The organism is Geodermatophilus sp. URMC 62 (assembly GCF_052931475.1).
On the sequence record NZ_JBRFHY010000001.1, the window covers coordinates 5,203,736 to 5,225,681 of the forward strand.

The following is a 21,946-nucleotide window of genomic DNA, read 5'->3' on the forward strand; positions in this document are numbered from 1 at the left end:
TCAACCCCTCTCGTCCGCGTGCGGTCGGTCCCCAGTGTGACGGGTGGGCCGCAGGCGGACCTGCACGTCCCCGCCCAGCAGGGTGACGTCCCGTACCTCGAGGGAGAGCGCCGCGGAGATCGTGCTGATTCCCAGGTCGCCCACCAGGGAGAGGCCGGCCCCGAGCAGCGTGGGCGCGAGGTGGACGACGGCCTCGTCGACCAGGCCGGCGCGCAGGAACGCCGCGGCCAGGGTGGGGCCGCCCTCGAGCAGCACCCGGCGCACGTCGCGGCCGAACAGCTCGGCGAGCAGCTCGGCGGGGCCCGCCGCGGCGCTGACGTGGGTGGGGGCGGCGTCGTCGAGCACCCGCGCGGTGGCCGGCAGCCGGCCGCGCCGGTCGTGGACGACGCGCAGCGGCTGGCGGGCGGCGTCGCGGCCGTCGGCGTCGCGGACGGTGAGCTGCGGGTCGTCGGCCAGCGCCGTGCCCGAGCCGACGACGACCGCGTCACAGGTGGCGCGCAGCGCGTGGACGGCGGCGCGGGCGGTCTCGCCGGTGATCCAGCGGCTGGTGCCGTCGGCGGCCGCGACCCGCCCGTCGAGGGTCGCCCCGACCTTCCACACCACCTGCGGGCGCCCCTCCCGGACCCCGGTGAGCCACGCGCCCAGGGCGCCCTCCTCGGCGGCGGCCTGCTCGACGCCGAGCTCGACGTCGACCCCCGCGGCCCGGAGCCGGTCGGCGCCTCCCCCGGCCAGGCCGGTGGGCTCGGGGACGGCGACGACCACCCGCGCGACGCCGGCGGCCAGCAGCGCGTCGGCGCACGGCCCGGTGCGGCCGGTGTGCGCGCACGGCTCGAGGGTGACCACGGCGGTGCCGCCCCGCGCCCGGTCGCCGGCCTGCGCCAGCGCGTGCACCTCGGCGTGCGGGCCGCCGGGCGGGGAGGTGGCGCCCTCCCCCACGACCGCGCCGTCCGCGTCGAGGACGACGGCGCCGACGGCGGGGTTCGGGCTGGTGGTGCCGAGGACCGACGCACCGAGCTCGCGCGCCCGGGCCATGGCGGCCGACTCGACCGGGGTGGGCATCACCCCCGCACCGCCGCGGCGGCCTGCGCGCGGAGCGCGGCGATGGCCCGCGCGGGGTCGTCGGCGCCGTAGACGGCCGAGCCGGCGACGAAGACGTCGGCGCCGGCCGCGGCGGCCTGCTCGATCGTGTCGGCGTTGATGCCGCCGTCGACCTCGACGAACAGCCGCAGGTGGCCGGTGTCGACCAGCTCGCGGGCCCGGCGGACCTTGGGCAGCACCTCGGCCATGAACGCCTGGCCGCCGAAGCCGGGCTCGACGGTCATGACCAGCAGGGTGTCGAAGTCGCGCAGCACCTCGGTGTAGTCCTCCAGCGGCGTGCCCGGCTTGATGGCCAGGCCGGCCAGGGCGCCGGCGGCGCGGAGGTCGCGGGCGACGTCGCGGGGGTCGCCGGTGCAGGCCTCGGCGTGCACGGTGACGTTGCGGGCGCCGAGCTCGGCGTAGCCGGGCGCCCAGCGCTCCGGCGCCTCGATCATCAGGTGGCAGTCCAGCGGCACGGGGCTGACCGCCTGGATCGCCTCCACCACCGGCCGGCCCAGGGTCAGGTTGGGCACGAAGTGGGCGTCCATGACGTCGACGTGCAGCCAGTCGGCGTCGGCCACGCGCGCCACCTCGTCGGCCAGCCGGGCGAAGTCCGCCGAGAGCAGGCTGGGGGCGATCATCGGGGTGCGGGCCACGACCTCCGAGTCTAGGTCCGCGGCGATCACCCCTCCCGGTCGCGGTCGGGTCGCCACCCGCGAGATCTGCACACTCGCGACGTTCGCGGTGCTGATGGCCGCGAGTGTGCAGATCTCGCCGGCTCGGTCGCAGCCGGGCTCAGCGGGTGCGGCGCAGCAGGGCCGTGAACATCGCGTCGGTGCCGTGCCGGTGCGGCCACAGCTGCCCGTACGGCCCCCGCTGCACCGCGGGCACGCCCTCGAGCAGCGGGGCCACCGGCAGCACGTCGACGTCGTCGCGGGCGGCCGCGGCGTCGGCGACCGCGACCGTCTCCGCCACGTGCGGCGAGCAGGTCACGTAGGCGACCACCCCGCCAGGCCGCACGGAGGTCAGTGCGGCGTCCAGCAGCGCCGTCTGCAGCTGCGCCAGCGGGCCGACGTCCCCGGGGCCGCGCCGCCAGCGCACCTCGGGACGGCGGCGCAGCGCGCCCAGCCCGGTGCACGGCGCGTCGAGCAGCACCCGGTCGAAGGAGCCCGGGGCCCACGGCGGCTCGCGGCCGTCGGCGACGAGCACCTCGACGTCGTCCTCCCCGGCCAGCACCCCGCGGACCAGCTCGGCGCGGTGCGGCGCCCGGTCGGCGGCGGTCAGGTGCACCCCGGCCGGGCGGACGGCGGCCAGCAGGCCCGCCTTGCCACCGGGGCCGGCGCAGACGTCGAGCCAGCGCGCGTCCGGGCCCTCCAGCGGCACCCGGGCGAGCAGCAGCGCGGCGAGCTGGCTGCCCTCGTCCTGCACCGCGGCGGCGCCCTCGCGCACGGACCGGATGCGGCCGGGGTCGCCGCCGCCCAGCCGCACGGCGTACGGCGACCACGGCCCCGGCGTCCCGCCCGACTCCTCGGCCAGTGCCTCCCGGGTCACCCGGCGGGCCACCAGGTGCACCTCCGGCGCGGCGTCGTCGGCCAGCAGGGCGGCCTCGAGCTCCTCGTCGCCCCCCAGGGCCTCGCGCCAGGCCGCCACGATCCACTCCGGGTGGTCGGTGGCCAGCGCGAGGCGCCGGTCGCCCTCGGCGCCCAGCTGCTCGAGCCACGCGGCGCGGTCGCCGCCGGTGGCCACCTTGCGCAGGACGGCGTTGACCAGACCCGAGGCGCCGGTCCCGACGACGGCGCGGGTGAGGTCGACGGTCGTGGCGACGGCGGCGTGCGCGGGCACCCGCAGGTCGAGCAGCTGGTAGGTGCCCAGGCGGAGCAGGTCGAGGACCCGCCGGTCGAGGTCGCTCAGCGGCCGGTCGACCAGCCGGGCGAGGACGGCGTCGAGCGTGCCCTGCGCCCGCAGCGCCCCGTAGGCGAGCTGGGTGACGAAGGCCGCGTCGCGCGGCTCGAGGTCGCGCTCGCGCAGCAGCTGCGGCAGCAGCAGGTTGGCGTAGGCCTCCCGCGCGGAGACGCCGTCGAGGACGTCGTAGGCGGTCAGCCGGGCCCCGTCGAGGGGTGCGCGGCGGGGCGGACGGCGGTCGCGCCGTCCCCCACGGGGCGCGGCGGGGCGCCGGGGCGGGCCGCTCACGCGCCGAGCCGCTCGCCGGGCGCCGGGCGGGCGCCGCGCGCCCAGTCGGCCGCGGGCAGCAGGCGCTTGCCGGCGGGCTGCACCTCGCCGAGGCGCACCGCGCCCCGGCCGGTGCCGACGACGACGCCGTCCGGCCGCACCGCCACCTCGCCGGGCGGCAGCTCCGGGGGCCCCTGCAGCGGCTCGACCGGGCCCAGCCGCAGCCGGTCGCCGCGCCACGTCGTCCACGCGCCCGGCACCGGCGTCACGCCGCGGACGCGCCGGTCGACGACGTGCGCCGGCAGCGCCCAGTCGACCCGCGCGTCGGCGGTCTCGATCCGCGGCGCCAGGCTGACCCCCTCGGCCGGCTGGGGCTGGGGCACGAGGCCGCCGGCGGCGATGCCGTCGAGGGTGGCCACGAGCAGCCGGGCGCCGCTGACGGCGAGCCGGCCGAGCAGGTCGCCGGCGGTGTCGCGCGGGCCGATCGGCTCCGTGACCACGCCGTAGACCGGCCCGGTGTCCAGGCCCTGCTCGAGCCGGAACGTGCACGCGCCGGTGACCTCGTCGCCGGCCATGAGCGCGTGCTGCACCGGGGCGGCGCCGCGCCAGGCCGGCAGCAGCGAGAAGTGCAGGTTGACCCAGCCGTGCGCGGGCACGTCCAGCGCCGCGGGCGGCACCAGCGCGCCGTAGGCGACCACCGGCGCGCAGTCGACGGCGAGGTCGGCCAGCTGCGCCAGGAACTCCGGCTCGCGCGGCGAGCGGGGGGTGAGCACCGGCAGACCGGCGGCGTCGGCGCGCTCGGCCACCGGGGAGCGGCTCACCCTCCGGCCGCGGCCGGAGCGGGCGTCGGGGCGGGTGAGGACGGCGACGACCTCGTGGTCGGAGGCCAGCAGCGCCTCCAGCGAGGGGACGGCGGGCTCCGGCGTCCCGGCGAACAGGAGCCTCAGTGGGGGCTCACCTCCACGCGCGGGACCCAGGCGGCCATGTCCTTCCACTCCGCCTCGGCCAGCGCCGCCAGCGCGGCCGCGCGGGCCTTCGGGTCGAGCCGGTCGACGAACACCACGCCGTCGAGGTGGTCGACCTCGTGCTGCACCGCGCGGGCCAGCAGGTGCGAGCCCTCGACCCGCACCGGGTCGCCGTGCTGGTTCCAGCCGGTGGCGACCACGTGCAGGTGACGGCGGCAGTCGAAGCGGTAACCGGGGATCGACAGGCACCCCTCGGGCGCCTCCTCGGTCTCCTCCCCGACCAGGTCGACCGACGGGTTGACCAGGTGGCCGACCTCCCCGTCGACGTACCAGGTGAACACGCGCAGGCCCACGCCGATCTGCGGCGCGGCCAGCCCGGCGCCGCCGGCGGCGTGCATGGTCTCGGTCAGGTCGGTGACCAGCCGGCGCAGCTCCGCGTCGAAGTCGACGACGGGAGCCGCGGGCCGGTGCAGGACCGGGTCGCCCAGCAGCCGGATGGGGGTGACGCTCACGAGTCGATCGTAGAAGAAGGACCCCTCGGCCCCCCGCCACTCGCGAGCTCGCGCCGGGCCCCTGCCGAGGGGCCACCGGGACGGCCGGTCTCAGACCAGCTCCAACGGGTCGAGCTGGACGCGCACGTGCTCGGCGGCCTTCCGCGCGCTGCGCACGCCCTGCACCTCGGCCAGGGCGGCGGCCAGCGCCGCGCCCGCGCCGCGCGGCACCCGCACCAGGTAGCGCTCCCGCTCACCCTCCTGGCCGGGCCGCGGGAGCTCGGGCACCGGGCCCAGCAGGTCGGCGTCGGGCGGCAGCCGGGCGGCCTGCAGGAACTCGGCCAGCGCCGGCGGCGAGCCCGACAGCGCGGCCATCCGGGTGGCCGGCGGGAAGCCGAGGGCACGCCGGTCGGCCAGCTCGCGCTCGGCCAGCCAGCCCGGGTCCCACCGGACCAGCGCCTGGACGACGGGGTGCGCGGCGTCGGCGGCGACGACGACCGACCCGTGCGGGCGCACCAGCGTGGCCGCGTTCATCCAGCGCCGCAGGGTCTCCTCCCCCGCGCGCAGGTCGGCGCGGCCCAGCAGCGCCCAGGAGTCGAGCAGCAGCGCCGCGCCGTACCCGCCCTCGGCCACCGGCTCGGCGCCCGGCGTGGCCACCACCAGCGCCGGCCCGGCGGGCACCGAGGGCAGCACACCGGACCCGCGCCCCGACACCCGCACCGGCGCGCCGGGGAACGCCCGGCCCAGCTCCTCGGCCGTCCGCGACGCCCCGACCACGGAGGCCCGCAGCTTCGTGCCGTGGCAGTGCGGGCAGTCGAAGGTGGCCGCCGGGCGGGCGCACCAGCGGCAGGCGGGCACGCGCGAGCCGCCCGGCCCGGGGGTCGGTGCGATGCCGAGCGGTCCGGAGCAGACGGCGCAGCGGGCCGGCGCCCGGCAGCGGTCGCAGGACAGCCCCGGCGCGTAGCCGGCCCGCGGCACCTGCACGAGCACCGGGGTGCTCTCGGCCAGCGCCGCGCGCGCCACCCGGTGGGCGAGGCTGGGCAGCCGGGCGGTGCGCGCGGCCGGGTCGCGGGCGAGCTCGTGGTCCTCGCCGAGGGCCTGCACCCGCGGGGACGCCGCGCGCAGGGTGGCGCGGTCGGCGACCAGCTCGTGCGCCCAGCCGTTCTCGACCAGCAGCTGCGCCTCGGCGGTGCGCGCGGTGGCCGCGACGACGGCGGCGCAGGAGGCCAGGTGCGCCCGGTGGAGGAGCACGTCGCGGGCGTGCGCGTACGGGGCGCGGGGCTCGGCGTGCAGGTCGTCGCCGTCGTCCCAGACGGCCACCAGGCCGAGGTCGGCGACCGGCGCGAACACCGCGGCCCGCGTGCCGAGCACGACCCGCGCGCTGCCGCGGGCGGCGTCGAGGAAGCGCCGGTACCGTGCGTCGGGGGCGGCGTCGGCACGCAGGACGACGAACGACCCCTGCGGCAGCCGTGCGGTGGCCGCCGCCTCCAGCCGGTCGAGGTCGCGGCCGTCGGGGACCACCACGAGCGCGCCCCGCCCGCCGGAGAGCGCCGCCCGGCACAGCTCGGCGAGCCGGGCCGGCCAGTCCTCGCCGGGCAGCGCCGTCCACACCGCGCGGGCGGGCCGGCCCTCGGCCACCGCGGTCAGCAGCGCCGGCCCGGTGGGGTAGCGGGCGAAGCCGGCCGGGTCGGGCGGCTCCGGCGGTGGCGGCGGGTCGGCCGGCGGGCGCTTCTCCGCGGCAGCGCGGCGCGGCGGGACGGCCAGCCGCAGGACGTCGGTCAGCGTGCCGCCCCAGCGCTGCGCCACCGAGCGGGCCAGCTCGGCGACCTCCGGGGTGAGCACCGGCTCGGGCGACACCAGCTTCGCCAGCGGGGCGAGCCTGCGGCCGGACTCGCTGACGTCGGTGAGCTCGAGGACGAACCCGTCGACCAGCTGCCCGGCGAAGCGGACCCGCACCCGGCAGCCGGCCCGCACCTGGCCGGCCAGCTCGTCGGGGACGGCGTAGTCGAACGGGCGGTCGAGATGGGCCAGCGGCACGTCGACGACGACCCGGGCGACCCGCGGCGCTCCCTGCGGCGCGGGCACGGCGGGGTCGTCTGGCACGTGGGAGGACGCTACCGAGCCGCGGTGACAGGACCCGCGGCTCAGGGGTCGGTGCCGCGCTCGACGCCCAGCGTGGCCAGCAGGTCCTCGTGGAACTGGATCCACACGAGGTGCAGCGAGTCGCGGTCGTGCCCGTCGACCCAGCCGCGCTCGCCGGCGTCCACCCGGCGCAGCGCGGCGGCGTAGAGCCCGGCGTACCCGCCGAAGCGGGCCAGCCGGCCGCTGAGCTCGCCGCAGAGGCCGGTGAACCCGTCCCCGACCGACCGCAGCGTCCGCAGCACGCGCTCGTCCCAGCGCCAGTCGGTGTGGTCGTTGGACGCCAGGGGGTCGAGGCGGGTGGGCCGCAGCTGCCAGTCGGTGCACGCCGCGCCGAAGCGGCGGTTGAGCGGCCGGAAGCGGGCGTGCACGTCGGCGACCACGTCGCGGGCGCCCAGCGCGTCGAGCTCGGCGGCCAGCCGGCGCTCGCCCTCGGCCCGGCCCGCGTCGGTGAGCGACCAGCCCGAGCTGCCGCCGAAGGACAGCCGCTGCACCCAGCCGCACGCCTCGGCGTCGAGCAGCATCTCCTCGACGGCGTCCCGGTCGAGCCCGAAGCGGCCGGCGACGCGCGCCGTCGTCGGGAAGCCGAGCACCCGCACGCCGTGCAGGGCGAGGTCCTCGAGCTCGGACGCGTGCGGGATCACGCGCGTCCGTCCACGCGGCCGCTCACCCGGTCGAAGCGCTGCTGCGCCGCCTGCGGCGAGGCCAGTCCGAGCGCTGCTGCGATGCGCTGCCAGGACAGCCCGGACGCGCGGGCGGTCAGCAGCAGCCCGGCCTCGAGCTGGTCGACCTCCGCGCGGACGGCGGGCAGCAGGGCGATCGCGGCCAGCACCGCGTCGTCGTCCAGGCCGTCACCGGCGGCGCGCCACAGGGCGAACCGGACGAGCTCGGCCGCGGCCGGCGGCTGCGCGCCCCGCAGCCACGGCGGCCGCGGGAGCGCGGACGCGCCCGCGTCGAGGAGTCGGGTCCGGGCGTCGGCCTCGTGCGCCGCGCGGGCCTGGTCGTCGTCGGGAGGAGCCATGACGACCAGGCTCGGGCCTCAACGGACCGTTGTCAACGGCCTGTTGAAGCCCTCGGTGGACAGCCGCCTGCCGCCACCCCGGGGCGCGCCCCGATCGCACCTTCCCCGACGAGGCGTGCTCAGGCCCCGACGGCGGAGCGCAGCGCCTCGACGCGGTCGGTGCGCTCCCACGGCAGCTCGACGTCGGTGCGGCCGAAGTGGCCGTAGGCGGCGGTCGGCGCGTAGATCGGCCGCAGCAGGTCCAGGTCGCGCACGATCGCGCCCGGGCGCAGGTCGAACACCGTGGTGACCGCCTTCTCCAGGACGTCGTCGGCCACGGTGCCGGTGCCGTGCGAGTCGACGAACAGGCCCACCGGGTGCGCGGCGCCGATCGCGTAGGCGACCTGCACCTCGCAGCGGCGGGCCAGCCCCGCGGCGACGACGTTCTTGGCCACCCAGCGCATGGCGTAGGCACCCGACCGGTCGACCTTCGAGGGGTCCTTGCCGGAGAACGCGCCGCCGCCGTGGCGGGCCATGCCGCCGTAGGTGTCGACGATGATCTTGCGGCCGGTCAGGCCGGCGTCGCCCATCGGACCGCCGATGACGAACTTGCCGGTCGGGTTGACCAGCAGCCGGTGGCCGGTGGTGGGCAGGCCGAGCGCGGCGAGCTCGGGCTCGACCACCAGCTCCTCGACGTCCGGGGTCAGCAGCTGCTCGATGGAGATGTCCTCGGCGTGCTGGGAGGAGACGACCACGGTGTCGACGCCGACCGGGCGGTCGTCCTCGTAGACGACGGTGACCTGGGTCTTGCCGTCGGGCCGCAGGTAGGGCACCGAGCCGTCCTTGCGGACCGCCGAGAGCCGGCGGGCCAGCCGGTGGGCCAGCGCGATCGGCAGCGGCATGAGCTCGGGGGTCTCGTCGGTGGCGTAGCCGAACATCAGGCCCTGGTCGCCGGCGCCCTGCCGCTCGATCTCGTCCTCGGCGGAGCCGGCGGTGCGCGCCTCGTAGCCGGTGTCGACGCCCTGGGCGATGTCGGGCGACTGGGCGCCGATCGAGACGCTGACCCCGCAGGAGGCGCCGTCGAAGCCCTTGCGGGAGGAGTCGTAGCCGATGCCGAGGATCGTCCGGCGGACGACGTCGGCGATGTCGACGTAGCCGGCGGTGGTGACCTCGCCGGCGATGTGCACCTGACCGGTGGTGATCATCGTCTCGACGGCGACCCGGCTGCGCGGGTCCTGACCGAGCATCTGGTCGAGGATCGCGTCGCTGATCTGATCGGCGATCTTGTCCGGGTGGCCCTCGGTCACCGACTCGGACGTGAAGAGGCGGCGTGGCACTCGGTTCTCCCTGCGTCGGTGACTGAGGTCGGGGCCGAGGGCTGCCCGCCCGGCCGAGCGATGACGTTACCGGCGTGTCCCGCCGCTCGGCAGGGCACGGGGGCCGGGGCGGGCGGTGGCTCAGGCCAGCCGCGGCAGCACGGTCTCCCACACGGCCGCGGCGACGGCGTCCTTGCTGCCGCGCGGCACGTCGGTGGCGCTGCCGTCGGCGGCCAGCACGACTGCGGCGTTGTCGGGCCGGCCGAACACCCCGCCGCCGGAGACGTCGTTGACCACGAGCAGGTCGCAGCCCTTGCGGGCCAGCTTGGCGCGGGCGTGGCTGAGCACGTCACCGCTCTCGTCGCCGGTCTCGGCGGCGAAGCCGACCACCAGTTGTCCGGGCGTGCGCTTGGTGACCAACTCGGCGAGCACGTCGGGGTTGCGCACCAGCGACACCTCCGGGACCTGGCCGGGGTCGTCCTTCTTCTTCAGCTTGGTGGCCGCGACCGCGGCCGGCCGGAAGTCGGCGACCGCGGCGGCCATGACCACGACGTCGGCGTCCGGGGCCTCGGCGAGCACCGCGCTCCGCAGCTCCTCCGCGGTCCCGACCGGCACGACGCGCACGCCGAACGGCGCGGGCAGGTCGACGTTGGCCGCCACCAGCACGACCTCGGCGCCGCGGGCGGCGGCGACCCGGGCCAGCGCCCAGCCCTGCTTCCCCGACGAGCGGTTGCCGAGGTAGCGGACCGGGTCCAGCGGCTCGCGGGTACCGCCGGCGCTGACCACCACCCGCCGGCCGGTGAGGTCGGCGCGCAGGACGCCGGCCCCGGCGGTCAAAGCGACCTGGGCCAGGGCGGCGACGTCGGCGGGCTCGGGCAGCCGCCCCGGCCCGGAGTCGGGACCGGTCAGCCGGCCGACCGCCGGCGGCAGCACGATCGAGCCGCGGCGGCGCAGCGTGGCCACGTTGTCCCGGGTGGCCGGGTGCAGCCACATCTCGGTGTGCATGGCCGGCACGAACACGACCGGGCAGTGCGCGGTGAGCAGCGTGGCGGTGAGCAGGTCGTCGGCGCGCCCGGCGGCGGCGCGGGCGAGCAGGTCGGCGGTGGCCGGGGCGACGACGACGAGGTCGGCGGTCTGCCCGATGCGCACGTGGGCCACCTCGGGCACGTCGGACCACACGTCGGTGGTGACCGGGTGCCCCGACAGCGCCTCGAAGGTGGCCGCGCCGACGAAGTTCAGGGCGCCGGGCGTGGGGACGACGCGCACGTCGTGCCCGGCCTCGGTGAGCGCGCGCAGCAGCAGCGCGGCCTTGTAGGCGGCCACGCCCCCGGCGACCCCCAGCACGATCCGGCTCATGCGCACCATCCTCCAGACGCGACAAGGCACCCGGCGACTGCCGGGTGCCTCCTCATCGGTCCAGGTGTGGCCCCCTTGCAGGGTCCCGCCGCGAGCCTGCGAGTGGCGGGCGGCAAGGGGGTCCTTCGTCAGTTCTCGCCGGCGGTGTGGGTGAGCAGGCCCTCGTTGATCTCGCGCAGCGCGATGGAGAGGGGCTTCTCCTGGGGCGCGGTGTCGACCAGCGGGCCGACGTACTCGAGCAGGCCCTCCGACAGCTGGCTGTAGTAGGCGTTGATCTGCCGCGCGCGCTTGGCGGCGAAGATGACCAGGCCGTACTTGCTGCTGGTGCGCTCGAGCAGCTCGTCGATCGGCGGGTTGGTGATGCCCTCGGGGGCGGGTGCGACTCCGGACACGGGCGGGCGTGCTCCTCGGTTGGTTCGGCGGGGTGCGGCCTCGGCGGCCGGTCACTCGGAGGCGCCGACCGCCCTACCGGACGACGGCGCAGTCAGCAAGCCTACCAACTCGTCGGCGGCCCGGGTGACGTCGTCGTTGACGACCACGGCGTCGAACTCCCCCGCCGCGTCGAGCTCGGCCTGGGCGATGGCCAGCCGGCGCTGCTGCACCGCCGGCGGCTCGGAGCCGCGGCCGGCCAGCCGGCTCTGCAGCTCGGCCCACGACGGCGGGGCCAGGAAGACCAGCTGGGCCCGCGGTTCGCGGGCGCGCACCTGCCGGGCGCCCTGCAGCTCGATCTCCAGCAGCGCCGGCGCCCCGGTGGCGAGTCGCTCGCGCACCGGGGCGGCCGGCGTGCCGTAGCGGTTGCCGGCGTACTCGGCCCACTCCAGCAGCCCGTCCTCGGCGACCAGCCGGTCGAACTCGGCGTCGGTGAGGAAGGAGTAGTGCACCCCGTCCACCTCGCCGGCCCGGCGGGCCCGGGTGGTGACCGACACCGACACCCACACCTCGGGGTACCGGCGGCGGACCTCGGCGACGACGGTGCCCTTGCCGACCCCCGAGGGGCCGGAGAGCACCGTCAGGCGCGCCGGAGCGGGGGGCTGGGGAGCACTGGGCAACGCGTCGTCCTCGTCCGTCCTGCCGGCGTCGTCGTGCGGGCCTCGGGGCTCAGGCGGTCGAGTCGGCGGGCACCTGCTCGGCGACGACCTGCTCGCCACCGAACTCCGACTCGAGCGCCCGGCGCTGGTTGGCACCCAGGCCGCGCACCCGGCGGGTCGGGGAGATCTCGAGCCGCTCCATGATCTTCGCAGCACGCGCCTTGCCGACGCCGGGCAGGCTCTCCAGGACCGCGGAGACCCGCATCTTGCCGATCACCTCGTCGGTCTCGCCCTGGCGGAGGACGTCACCGACCGTGGTGCCCTTGCTCTTGAGCCGCTCGCGGAGCTCGGCACGCGCCTTCCGCGCGGCGGCGGCCTTCTCCAGGGCGGCGGCGCGTTGTTCGGGGGACAGGTCAGGAAGGGGCATGGTGCGTCCGATCGTGTCGTCGTCGGGGTGGTGCCCCGGCGTCTGCGTGCTGTGTCGAGGACTCCGGCGCCCGTGGTCTCGAGCCCCGGCGATCAACCTAGTAACCGGGAATCCGCAGGTCACGCCCCCTGCGCCCGGGCGTCTGCGATCACCGCCCGCACACCGTCTCACCGTGGGTACACCAGTGCGGTGACCCTCCGTGAAGAACGCAGGTCAGAGCGCATCCGGAACGCACACGATTCGTAAACTGAGGGTTGCGACACGCCGCGACCGTTCCGCACGACACGCCGTGCAGGGCTCCGCGGACGTTCCGCGGACGTTCCGCGACGGAGCGGTCGGCTCCCGGCCGGCCGCCGTCCGGACCGGCGGCCCACCGCCCACGGCACCACGCGCCTCACGCCGCCAGCTCCTCCGCCCAGCGGGCGGCGGCGGCGCGCAGCGCGGCCGGGTCGGGCCCGGCGGCGAGCACGTCGCGGGAGACGGTGGGGACAACGGCGTGGTCCCGGCCGAACAGCCGCCGCAGGTCGGCCGGCGAGCCGCCCTGGGCGCCGAGTCCGGGTGCGAGCACCGGGCCGCCGAGCCCGTCGAGGTCGACGTCGAGCTCGGGCAGGGTCGCCCCGACGACGACGCCGAAGCTGCCCGTCGTGGCGCCCCAGCGGCCGGCCAGGTCCCGCACGGCGCCGACGTCGGGCAGCGGGTCACCGACCACCCAGCCCGGGGTGTTCCAGCCCCGCACCGCGTCGACGACGACCTGCGCCACCGACCGCTCCCCCGCCACCGCGGACTGCAGCGCGCCGGCGTCGGGGTTGGAGGTCCGGGCCAGCACGAACAGCCCGCCACCGGTCAGCCGGGCGGTGTCGACGGCCGGCTGCAGCGAGCCGGGCCCGAGGTAGGGGCTGACGGTCAGCGCGTCGACGGCGAGCGGGTGCTCCGGGCGGAGCACGTCGGCGTAGGCGTCCATCGTCGAGCCGATGTCGCCACGCTTGGCGTCGAGCAGCACGAGCGCACCGGCGGCGCGGGCCCGGGCGACGGCGTCCTCGAGCACCGCCAGCCCGCGCGAGCCGTGCCGCTCGTAGAAGGCGCTCTGCGGCTTGAGCATGGCGACCTGGCCGGCGAGCGCGTCGACGACGGCGTCGGTGAAGCGGGCCAGCCCCTCGGGGCCGTCGGGCAGTCCCCAGCGCTCGAGCAGCGGAGCGTGCGGGTCGATCCCGACGCACAGCGGCCCGCGGGCGGCGACGGCGTCGGCGAGCCGCTGCCCGAAGGGGGCGGTCACCGCGCCACCGCCCGGGGCAGGGTGCCGCCCAGCGCGTCCACGCAGTCGCGGGCGAGGAAGGGGTCGGCGAAGGCGCCCGAGGCCGACTGGACGGCGTCCGCGCCCGCCTCGTGCAGCGCCGCGAAGGAGGCGGCGTCGGTGACCCCGCCCATCGCCAGCACGTCGAAGGAGTGCCCGCCGTCCTCCCGCAGCGCCACCAGCCGGCGGGTGAGGTCGAGCGCGGCGCCGCGCACGGCCGCGCCCGACAGCCCGGCCACCGCGCGGCCGGGGAACGTCGGCTGGCCGTCGCTGCGCACCACGCGGCTGCCCACGGTGTTGATGCCCGCGACACCGTCGACGAGCGCCGCGAGCCGGGGCACGAGCGCCGCCAGGCGCGGCTCGTCGAGCCAGGAGATCTTGGCGACCAGGCCGGTGCGGTCGTCCAGCGCGCGGCGCACGCCCTCGACCACGGCGAGCGTGGCGTCGGCGTCGAGGCACAGCGGCGGCTCCACCCCGTCCGGGGAGCTGCTCAGCGTGTTCGGACAGGACAGGTTCAGCTCGACCACCTCCGCACCGGCCTCCTGCGCCAGCCGCGCCACGGTGGCGAAGTCGTCGACCAGGTCGGTGCCGTCGCCGGACCCCATGACGCTGACCAGCAGCAGCTGGTCGTCGTCGACGGCGGCCAGCGACCGCTCCACGTCGGGCATCCACTCCTCCGGCGCCGGTGACGGGACGCCGAAGGAGTTGACCGTGCTGACGCCCGGGTCGCCGGGCGCGACCCAGTCCCAGGGGTCCGAGACGACGGTCTCCCCCGGTGGGCGCGGCGCGAAGGTCCAGTTCGGCTGCGCGTTCGGCTCGTGCGCGCGGCTGCGGACGGTCTTGTAGGTGAGCACGCTGAACCCGTTGCGGGCGTGGTGGCGGACCCACTCCTCACCGCCGTTCAGCACGCACGCCGGCACGCCGATCGGGAAGCCGACGTCGCGGCCGAGGACGCGCCAGCGGCGGTCGCCGGCCCGCGGCCGCTCCGGCAGCCGCGGGCCGATCGGCGTCCGCAGGTTGTCGCGGTAGGAGCCGAGCAGGTCGTAGGACGGCGTCCGCACCCCGCAGCCGGCCAGCACCCCGCCGTGGCCGGCGAAGAACGCCACCCGGGTGAGCAGCGGCAGGTCGGCGTCACCGGCCTCCCCCGCCGCCAGCCGGGCCGCGAGGCCCTCGGCGTCCCCCCGCAGGGCGTGCAGCTCCGCGGCCGGCGGCGTCGCGAACCGGGTGACCCCGGCGAGGAAGGCGGCGGGGAGCCCGTCGAGCAGCCCGCGCGCGACCAGCTCGTCCCGCACCCGGGACAGCGCGGTCATGCGCGCGGCGCCGGCGTGGCCCCCAGACCGGCGTGGACCTCCTGCAGGCTGCGGACGCCGAGGTCGCCGCGGCGCAGCGCCTCCACGCCCTGCACCGCCGCGGCCATCCCCTGCACCGTGGTGATGCACGGGATGCCGGCGCTCACCGCGGCCGTGCGGATCTCGTAGCCGTCCAGCCGCGGCCCGCTGTTGCCCGGGGAGCCGAACGGCGTGTTGACGACGATGTCGACGTCGCCGGCCAGGATCCGCTCGACGCAGTTGCCCGGGCCCTCGCTGTACTTGCCGACGACCTCGCACTCGACGCCGTTGCGGCGCAGCACCTGCGCGGTGCCCGCGGTCGCCAGCACCCGGAACCCGAGGTCGGCCAGCCGCTTGACCGGGAAGACCGCGGCCCGCTTGTCGCGGTTGGCCAGCGAGACGAACACCGTGCCCTCGGTGGGCAGGGAGCCGTAGGCGGCGGCCTGCGACTTGGCGAACGCGGTGCCGAAACCGACGTCGAGGCCCATGACCTCACCGGTCGACTTCATCTCCGGCGACAGCACCGTGTCGACGCCGTGGCCCTCGACGGTGCGGAAGCGGTGGAAGGGCAGCACCGCCTCCTTCACCGCGATCGGCGCGTCCTCGGGCAGGTCGGTGCCGTCGCCGGACGCGGGCAGGACGCCGGCGGCGCGCAGGTCGGCGACGGTCTCCCCGACCGCGATCCGGGCGGCGGCCTTGGCCAGCTGGACGGCGGTCGCCTTCGACACGAACGGCACCGTCCGCGACGCCCGCGGGTTGGCCTCGATGACGTGCAGGACGTCGTCCTTGATCGCGTACTGGACGTTGATCAGCCCGCGCACGCCGATGCGGGCGGCGAGCGCCTCGGTGGCGGTGCGGATCTGCGCCAGGTCCGCCGAGCCGAGGGTGATCGGCGGCAGCGCGCACGCCGAGTCGCCGGAGTGGATGCCGGCCTCCTCGATGTGCTCCATGACCCCGCCCAGGTAGAGCTCGGCGCCGTCGTAGAGCGCGTCGACGTCGATCTCGACGGCGTCCTCGAGGAACCGGTCGACCAGCACGGGGTGCTCGGGGCTGACGTCGGTGGCCTTGGCGATGTAGGCCTCCAGCGAGGCCTCCTCGTAGACGATCTCCATGCCCCGCCCGCCGAGCACGTAGGAGGGCCGCACGAGCACCGGATAGCCGATGCCGGCGGCGATCTCCCGCGCCTCGGCGAAGGTGGTGGCGGTGCCGTGCTTCGGGGCGGTGAGGCCGGTGTCGGCGAGCACCCGGGAGAACGCGCCGCGGTGCTCGGCGTCGTCGATGGCCTCCGGCGAGGTGCCGAGCACCGGGACCCCGGCGTCCTTGAGCCGCTGCGCCAGCCCCAGCGGCGTCTGCCCGCCCAGCGTGCAGATGACCCCCGCCACCGGCCCGGCGGCGCGCTCGGCCTCGACGACCTCGAGGACGTCCTCGAAGGTCAGCGGCTCGAAGTAGAGCCGGTCGGCGGTGTCGTAGTCGGTGGAGACGGTCTCGGGGTTGCAGTTGACCATCACCGCCTCGTAGCCGGCGTCCTGCAGCGCCATGACCGCGTGCACGCAGGAGTAGTCGAACTCGATGCCCTGCCCGATGCGGTTGGGCCCCGACCCGAGGATGAGCACGGCCGGCTTCTCCCGCGGCTCGACCTCGGTCTCCTCGTCGTAGGAGGAGTAGTGGTACGGCGTGCGGGCGGCGAACTCCGCGGCGCAGGTGTCGACGGTCTTGTACACCGGCCGGATGCCCAGCCGGTGCCGCAGCAGCCGGACGCCGTCCTCCCCCGACAGCTCCGGGCGCAGCGCCGCCACCTGCCGGTCGGACAGGCCGTGCCGCTTGGCGTGGCGCAGCAGCTCCGGGGTCAGCGCCGGGGCCGCGCGCACGGCCTCGCCGACCTCGCGCACCAGGGCGATCTGGTCGACGAACCACGGGTCGAAGCCGCTGGCCTCGGCGACCTGCTCGACGGTGGCCCCGGCGGCCAGCGCCCGCTCGGCGGTGTACAGCCGGCCGTCGACCGGCGTCCGCAGCGCCTCCAGCAGCTCCTCGGCGCTGGACCCGTCCTCCGGGCCGGTCCAGAAGCCGGCCACCTTCGTCTCGGTCGACCGCATGGCCTTGCCGAGCGCCTCGGGGAAGTTGCGGCCCAGCGCCATGACCTCCCCGACGCTCTTCATCGTCGTGGTCAGCCGCGGGTCGGCGCCGGGGAACTTCTCGAACGCGAACCGCGGGATCTTCACCACGACGTAGTCCAGCGCCGGCTCGAAGCTGGCCGGGGTGACGCCGGTGATGTCGTTGGTGATCTCGTCGAGCGTGTAGCCGATGGCCAGCTTCGCGGCGATCTTGGCGATCGGGAAGCCGGTGGCCTTCGAGGCCAGCGCGCTGGACCGCGACACCCGGGGGTTCATCTCGATGACGACCAGGCGCCCGTCGGCCGGGTTGACGGCGAACTGGATGTTGCAGCCGCCGGTGTCGACGCCGACCTCGCGCAGCACCGCGATGCCGACGTCGCGCATCCGCTGGTACTCGACGTCGGTGAGGGTCATCGCCGGGGCGACGGTCACCGAGTCGCCGGTGTGCACGCCCATCGCGTCGACGTTCTCGATCGAGCAGATGACGACCACGTTGTCGCTGCGGTCGCGCATGAGCTCGAGCTCGTACTCCTTCCAGCCGAGCACCGACTCCTCGATCAGCACGGTGTGCACCGGGGAGTCGGCCAGGCCGGCCGACGCCATCCGGCGCAGCATCGCCTCGTCGGTGGCGAAGCCCGAGCCCAGGCCGCCCATCGTGAAGCTCGGCCGGATGACGACGGGGTAGCCGACCTCTCCCGCCGTCTCCAGGGCCTCCTCGACGCTGCCGCACACCCGCGAGCGGGGGGCGTCGGCGCCGATCGAGCGCACGATGTCCTTGAACAGCTGCCGGTCCTCGCCGCGGTTGATCGCGTCGACGTCGGCGCCGATGAGCCGGACGCCGTAGCGCTCCAGCGTGCCGTTCTCGTAGAGGCCGATGGCGATGTTGAGGGCCGTCTGCCCGCCCAGGGTGGCCAGCAGCGCGTCGGGGCGCTCCTTGGCGATCACCCGCTCGACGAACTCCGGCGTCAGCGGCTCGACGTAGGTGGCGTCGGCGACCTCGGGGTCGGTCATGATCGTCGCCGGGTTGCTGTTGACCAGGCTGACCCGCAGCCCCTCGGCGCGCAGCACGCGGCAGGCCTGCGTGCCCGAGTAGTCGAACTCCGCGGCCTGGCCGATGAGGATCGGCCCGGAGCCGATGACCAGGACGTGCGAGATGTCGGTGCGCTTGGGCATCAGGCCTTCTCCCCGGTGCTGTGCTGGACCTGCGGCGCCGGGCTGACCGCTCCTCCGTCGTCGGTGTGGGCGTCCATGAGGTCGACGAAGCGCTGGAAGAGCGGCGCGGCGTCGTGCGGGCCGGCCGCCGACTCGGGGTGGAACTGGACGCTGAACGCCGGGGCGTCGAGCAGCCGCAGCCCCTCGACGACGTCGTCGTTGAGGCCGACGTGGCTGACCTCGACCCGGCCGTGGGGGGTGTCGGTGGGCCGGTCCAGCGGCGCGTCGACGGCGAAGCCGTGGTTGTGGCTGGTCACCCGGACGGTGCCGCTGACCCGGTCGAGCACCGGCTGGTTGAGCCCGCGGTGGCCGAAGCGCAACTTGTAGGTGCCCAGCCCCAGCGCGCGGCCGAGGACCTGGTTGCCGAAGCAGATGCCGAACAGCGGCCGGCCGGCGTCGAGCACGCCGCGCACCGCGGCGACGGCGTAGTCGGCCGCGGCCGGGTCGCCGGGGCCGTTGGACAGGAACACGCCGTCGGGGCCGTGCGCGAGCAGGTCGGCCGCGGTCGCGGTGGCGGGCAGCACGTGGGTCTCGACACCGAGCGCGGCCAGGTGGCGCGGGGTGGCGGTCTTGATGCCGAGGTCGAGCGCGGCGATGGTGAACCGCCGCTCCCCCACCGCGGGGACGACGTAGGGCTCGGCGGTGCTCACCTGCGGCGCGAGGTCGGCGCCGACCATGCCCTCGGCGGCCCGCACCCGGGTCAGCAGGGCGTCGGCGTCGGTGGTCTCGCTGCTGATGCCGGCGCGCATGGCCCCGCGCTCGCGCAGGTGGCGGGTCAGGGCCCGGGTGTCGATGCCGCTGATGCCCACCACGCCCTGCGCGCGCAGCTCGTCGTCCAGGCTGCCGGTGGCCCGCCAGTTGGCCGGGCGGCGGGCGGGGTCGCGGACGACGAAGCCGGCCACCCACATGCGGCGGCTCTCGTCGTCCTCGCCGTTGACGCCGGTGTTGCCGATGTGCGGCGCGGTCATGGTGACGATCTGGCCGGCGTAGCTGGGGTCGGTGAGCGTCTCCTGGTAGCCGGTCATGCCGGTGGCGAACACCGCCTCGCCGACCGTCGTCCCGACCTGTCCGTAGGCCTCGCCGCGGAACGTCCGCCCGTCCTCCAGCACGAGGATCGCGTCGGTCACCGGAGCGTCCCCCTGGGGCGCGAGATCTGCACACTCGTCGCCTTCGGGGCTGTGAAGGCGACGAGTGTGCAGATCTCGCCGCCGAGGAGCTGTCGCGTCAACGCACTGCCTTCCCGTCCAGAACGGTCGCCGTCCCCCACAGGAACGTGGCGACCACCCGGCCGGGGAGCTCCCGGCCGGCAAAGGGGCTGTTGCGGCTGCGGCTGGCCAGCGCGGCCGGCTCGACGGGAGCCCGGGCCGCGGGGTCGAGCAGCAGCAGGTTCGCCGGCTCACCGGGCGCCAGCGGGCGCCCGTGTCCGGTCAGGCGGCCGATGGCCGCCGGGCGCACCGACATCCGGTCGGCGATGCCGGCCCAGTCGAGCAGGCCCGGCTCCACCAGCGTCTCGAGCACGACCGAGAGCGCCTGCTCCAGCCCGAGCATCCCGGGCCGGGCCTGCGCCCACTCGGTCTCCTTGTCCTCGACCGCGTGCGGCGCGTGGTCGGTGGCGACGGCGTCGATGGTGCCGTCGGCCAGCCCGGCGCGGAGGGCCTCGACGTCGGCGTCCGTCCGGAGCGGCGGGTTGACCTTGAACACCGGGTCGTAGCTCTCCGCGCAGGCCTCGGTGAGCAGCAGGTGGTGCGGGGTGACCTCGGCGGTCACCTGCACGCCGCGCGACTTGGCCCACCGGATGATCTCGACCGACCCGGCGGTGGAGACGTGGCAGACGTGCAGCCGCGCGCCCACGTGCTGGGCCAGCAGCACGTCGCGGGCGATGACCGCCTCCTCGGCGGCGGCCGGCCACCCGGCCAGCCCGAGCCGCGCGGAGAGGTCGCCCTCGTTCATCTGCGCGCCGGCGGTCAGCCGCGGCTCCTCGGCGTGCTGGGCGACGACGCCGTCGAAGGCCTTGACGTACTCCAGCGCGCGGCGCATGAGCGCGGGGTCGGCGACGCAGTGCCCGTCGTCGGAGAAGACCCGCACGCGGGCGGCGGAGTCGGCCATCGCGCCGAGCTCGGCCAGCCGCTCGCCGCGCAGCCCGACGGTCACCGCACCCACCGGGACGACGTCGACCAGCCCGGCCTGCTGGCCCAGCCGCCACACCTGCTCGACGACGCCGGCGGTGTCGGCGACCGGATCGGTGTTGGCCATCGCGTGGACGGCGGTGTACCCGCCCAGCGCCGCGGCCCGGCTGCCGGTCTCCACGGTCTCAGCGTCCTCGCGGCCGGGCTCGCGCAGGTGGGTGTGCAGGTCGACCAGGCCGGGCAGGGCGACCAACCCGTCGGCGTCGACGGCGTCGGCGCCGGGAGCGCCCAGGCCCTGCCCGACCGCGGCGACCCGGCCGTCCTCCAGGAGCAGGTCGGCGGGCCCGCCGCCGAGGACGCGCGCCCCCTTGATCAGCGTGGTCACGACGACGCCCCTCCCAGGAGCAGGTACAGCACGGCCATGCGGACGGAGACGCCGTTGGCGACCTGCTCGACGATCGTCGAGCGGACCGAGTCGGCGACGTCGGCGGCGATCTCCATGCCGCGGTTCATCGGGCCGGGGTGCATGACGATCGCGTCGTCGCCCAGCGCGGCCAGCCGGAGCGCGTCGAGGCCGTAGCGGCGGCTGTACTCGCGGGCGCTGGGGAAGAACGAGGCGTTCATCCGCTCCAACTGGACCCGCAGCACCATCACCACGTCGGCCTTGGGCAGCACGGCGTCGAGGTCGTAGCTGACCTGCACCGGCCAGGAGCCCACGCCGACCGGCAGCAGCGTCGGCGGGGCCACCAGCGTGACCTCCGCGCCCAGCGTGGTCAGCAGCCACACGTTGGAGCGGGCGACCCGGCTGTGCAGGACGTCGCCGACGATCGCCACCCGGACGCCGTCGAGCCGGCCCAGCCGCCGCCGGATCGTGTAGGCGTCCAGCAGCGCCTGGGTGGGGTGCTCGTGGGTGCCGTCGCCGGCGTTGACCACGCTGCCCCGCACCCAGGTCGCCAGCCGGTGCGGGGCGCCGCTGGCGGAGTGGCGGACGACGATCGCGTCGCTGCCCATCGCCTCCAGGGTGAGCGCGGTGTCCTTGAGGCTCTCGCCCTTGGAGACGCTGCTGCCCTTGGCGGAGAAGTTGATGACGTCGGCGGACAGCCGCTTGGCCGCCAGCTCGAAGGAGATGCGGGTGCGGGTGGAGTCCTCGTAGAAGAGGTTGACCACCGTGCGCCCGCGCAGGGTGGGCAGCTTCTTGACCTCGCGGCCGGCCAGCGCCTGGTCGATCTGCGCGGCGGTGTCGAGGACCAGCGTGGCGTCGGCGCGGTCGAGGTCGGCGGCCTCCAGCAGGTGCCGCTTCACCGGTCCTCCTCCGTCACCAGCACCTCGTCGGTGCCGTCGACCTCGGCCAGGTGCACGCGCACCTTCTGCGCCCGCGAGGTGGGCACGTTCTTGCCCACGTAGTCGGCGCGGATCGGCAGCTCGCGGTGCCCGCGGTCGACGAGGACGGCCAGCTGCACCGCCCGGGGCCGGCCGAGGTCGCGCAGCGCGTCGAGGGCCGCGCGCACCGACCGGCCGGAGAACAGCACGTCGTCGACGAGGACGACGAGGCGCCCGTCGATGCCCGCCGGCGGGAGCACGGTGTCCTCCAGCGCCCGGACGCCGCGCAGCCGCAGGTCGTCGCGGTAGAGGGTGATGTCGACGGTGCCGGTGTCGACCTCGGTGCCGCTGAAGGCCGCGACGCGGGCGGCCAGGCGCCAGGCGAGCGGGGCGCCGCGGGTGGGGATGCCCACGAGCACCAGGTCGGCCAGGGCGTCGCCGGCCTTCTCGATGAGCTGGTGCGCCATGCGGTCGACGACGCGGGCGACGTCGGCGGGGGCGAGCAGGGTGCCCGGAGCCGACTGGCTCGGGGCAGGCTCGGTCGAGCCGGCCATCAGGCCTCCTTCCCCGCCTCACGGGACGGGTCGTTA

General features: G+C 76.4%; 20 protein-coding genes. All 20 read right to left on the reverse strand.

Going from position 1 to position 21,946, the window contains the following annotated elements; all coding sequences use genetic code 11:
- The 20 genes from ribD to pyrR all read right to left on the reverse strand — a co-directional run bounded on the left by ribD (position 1) and on the right by pyrR (position 21,910).
- Positions 1 to 1,059 (reverse strand): bifunctional diaminohydroxyphosphoribosylaminopyrimidine deaminase/5-amino-6-(5-phosphoribosylamino)uracil reductase RibD, encoded by a 1,059-nt coding sequence (gene ribD, locus ACU616_RS24940; protein ID WP_446761078.1) that lies wholly within the window; start codon positions 1,057 to 1,059, stop codon positions 1 to 3.
- Positions 1,059 to 1,733 (reverse strand): ribulose-phosphate 3-epimerase, encoded by a 675-nt coding sequence (gene rpe / locus ACU616_RS24945; RefSeq protein WP_446761079.1) that lies wholly within the window; start codon positions 1,731 to 1,733, stop codon positions 1,059 to 1,061. The genes ribD and rpe overlap by 1 nt, the downstream gene beginning before the upstream one ends.
- A gap of 139 nt (positions 1,734 to 1,872) precedes the next feature.
- Positions 1,873 to 3,267 carry an RsmB/NOP family class I SAM-dependent RNA methyltransferase gene (locus ACU616_RS24950; RefSeq protein ID WP_446761080.1) on the reverse strand — a complete coding sequence of 465 codons (1,395 nt, stop codon included), beginning with the start codon at positions 3,265 to 3,267 and terminating at the stop codon, positions 1,873 to 1,875.
- Entirely contained in the window at positions 3,264 to 4,241 is a 978-nt protein-coding gene (fmt, locus tag ACU616_RS24955) for a methionyl-tRNA formyltransferase (protein WP_446761081.1), read from the reverse strand. The genes ACU616_RS24950 and fmt overlap by 4 nt, the downstream gene beginning before the upstream one ends.
- Positions 4,190 to 4,723, reverse strand: coding sequence for a peptide deformylase (gene def, locus ACU616_RS24960; RefSeq protein WP_446761082.1), 534 nt, complete (start codon positions 4,721 to 4,723; stop codon positions 4,190 to 4,192). The genes fmt and def overlap by 52 nt, the downstream gene beginning before the upstream one ends.
- A gap of 90 nt (positions 4,724 to 4,813) precedes the next feature.
- A complete protein-coding gene (locus ACU616_RS24965; RefSeq protein ID WP_446761083.1) occupies positions 4,814 to 6,805 on the reverse strand; it encodes a primosomal protein N' in 1,992 nt (663 codons plus the stop codon).
- Between the two features lie 41 nt (positions 6,806 to 6,846).
- Positions 6,847 to 7,485: a hypothetical protein gene (locus tag ACU616_RS24970; RefSeq protein WP_446761084.1), complete on the reverse strand. Its 639-nt coding sequence runs from the start codon at positions 7,483 to 7,485 to the stop codon at positions 6,847 to 6,849.
- On the reverse strand, positions 7,482 to 7,862 hold the full coding sequence (locus tag ACU616_RS24975; protein ID WP_446761085.1) for a hypothetical protein: 381 nt from the start codon (positions 7,860 to 7,862) through the stop codon (positions 7,482 to 7,484). Before ACU616_RS24975 ends, ACU616_RS24970 begins: the two co-directional genes overlap by 4 nt.
- A 119-nt stretch (positions 7,863 to 7,981) precedes the next feature.
- Complete coding sequence (gene metK / locus ACU616_RS24980; RefSeq protein ID WP_446761086.1) at positions 7,982 to 9,178, reverse strand: methionine adenosyltransferase; 1,197 nt, start codon at positions 9,176 to 9,178, stop codon at positions 7,982 to 7,984.
- Positions 9,179 to 9,298: 120 nt separating this feature from the next.
- Positions 9,299 to 10,513 (reverse strand): bifunctional phosphopantothenoylcysteine decarboxylase/phosphopantothenate--cysteine ligase CoaBC, encoded by a 1,215-nt coding sequence (gene coaBC, locus ACU616_RS24985; protein ID WP_446761087.1) that lies wholly within the window; start codon positions 10,511 to 10,513, stop codon positions 9,299 to 9,301.
- Between the two features lie 128 nt (positions 10,514 to 10,641).
- Entirely contained in the window at positions 10,642 to 10,905 is a 264-nt protein-coding gene (rpoZ, locus tag ACU616_RS24990; protein ID WP_012949163.1) for a DNA-directed RNA polymerase subunit omega, read from the reverse strand.
- A 51-nt stretch (positions 10,906 to 10,956) separates the two neighbouring features.
- Complete coding sequence (gmk, locus tag ACU616_RS24995; RefSeq protein WP_446761088.1) at positions 10,957 to 11,562, reverse strand: guanylate kinase; 606 nt, start codon at positions 11,560 to 11,562, stop codon at positions 10,957 to 10,959.
- Positions 11,563 to 11,611: 49 nt separating this feature from the next.
- A complete protein-coding gene (gene mihF / locus ACU616_RS25000) occupies positions 11,612 to 11,968 on the reverse strand; it encodes an integration host factor, actinobacterial type (RefSeq protein ID WP_204690438.1) in 357 nt (118 codons plus the stop codon).
- Between the two features lie 394 nt (positions 11,969 to 12,362).
- Positions 12,363 to 13,241, reverse strand: a complete 879-nt coding sequence (gene pyrF / locus ACU616_RS25005; RefSeq protein ID WP_446761089.1) for an orotidine-5'-phosphate decarboxylase — start codon at positions 13,239 to 13,241, stop codon at positions 12,363 to 12,365.
- Positions 13,238 to 14,569, reverse strand: a complete 1,332-nt coding sequence (locus ACU616_RS25010; RefSeq protein WP_446761090.1) for a dihydroorotate oxidase — start codon at positions 14,567 to 14,569, stop codon at positions 13,238 to 13,240. The genes pyrF and ACU616_RS25010 overlap by 4 nt, the downstream gene beginning before the upstream one ends.
- Entirely contained in the window at positions 14,566 to 17,871 is a 3,306-nt protein-coding gene (gene carB / locus ACU616_RS25015; RefSeq protein WP_446761091.1) for a carbamoyl-phosphate synthase large subunit, read from the reverse strand. Before carB ends, ACU616_RS25010 begins: the two co-directional genes overlap by 4 nt.
- Entirely contained in the window at positions 17,871 to 19,037 is a 1,167-nt protein-coding gene (carA, locus tag ACU616_RS25020; protein WP_446761092.1) for a glutamine-hydrolyzing carbamoyl-phosphate synthase small subunit, read from the reverse strand. The genes carB and carA overlap by 1 nt, the downstream gene beginning before the upstream one ends.
- A 97-nt stretch (positions 19,038 to 19,134) precedes the next feature.
- Positions 19,135 to 20,421: a dihydroorotase gene (locus ACU616_RS25025; RefSeq protein WP_446761093.1), complete on the reverse strand. Its 1,287-nt coding sequence runs from the start codon at positions 20,419 to 20,421 to the stop codon at positions 19,135 to 19,137.
- The gene (locus tag ACU616_RS25030) at positions 20,418 to 21,338 is read right to left on the reverse strand and encodes an aspartate carbamoyltransferase catalytic subunit (RefSeq protein WP_446761094.1); all 921 of its coding nucleotides are present in this window, start codon (positions 21,336 to 21,338) and stop codon (positions 20,418 to 20,420) included. The genes ACU616_RS25025 and ACU616_RS25030 overlap by 4 nt, the downstream gene beginning before the upstream one ends.
- On the reverse strand, positions 21,335 to 21,910 hold the full coding sequence (pyrR, locus tag ACU616_RS25035; protein ID WP_446761095.1) for a bifunctional pyr operon transcriptional regulator/uracil phosphoribosyltransferase PyrR: 576 nt from the start codon (positions 21,908 to 21,910) through the stop codon (positions 21,335 to 21,337). The genes ACU616_RS25030 and pyrR overlap by 4 nt, the downstream gene beginning before the upstream one ends.
- Between the last annotated feature and the right edge of the window lie 36 nt (positions 21,911 to 21,946).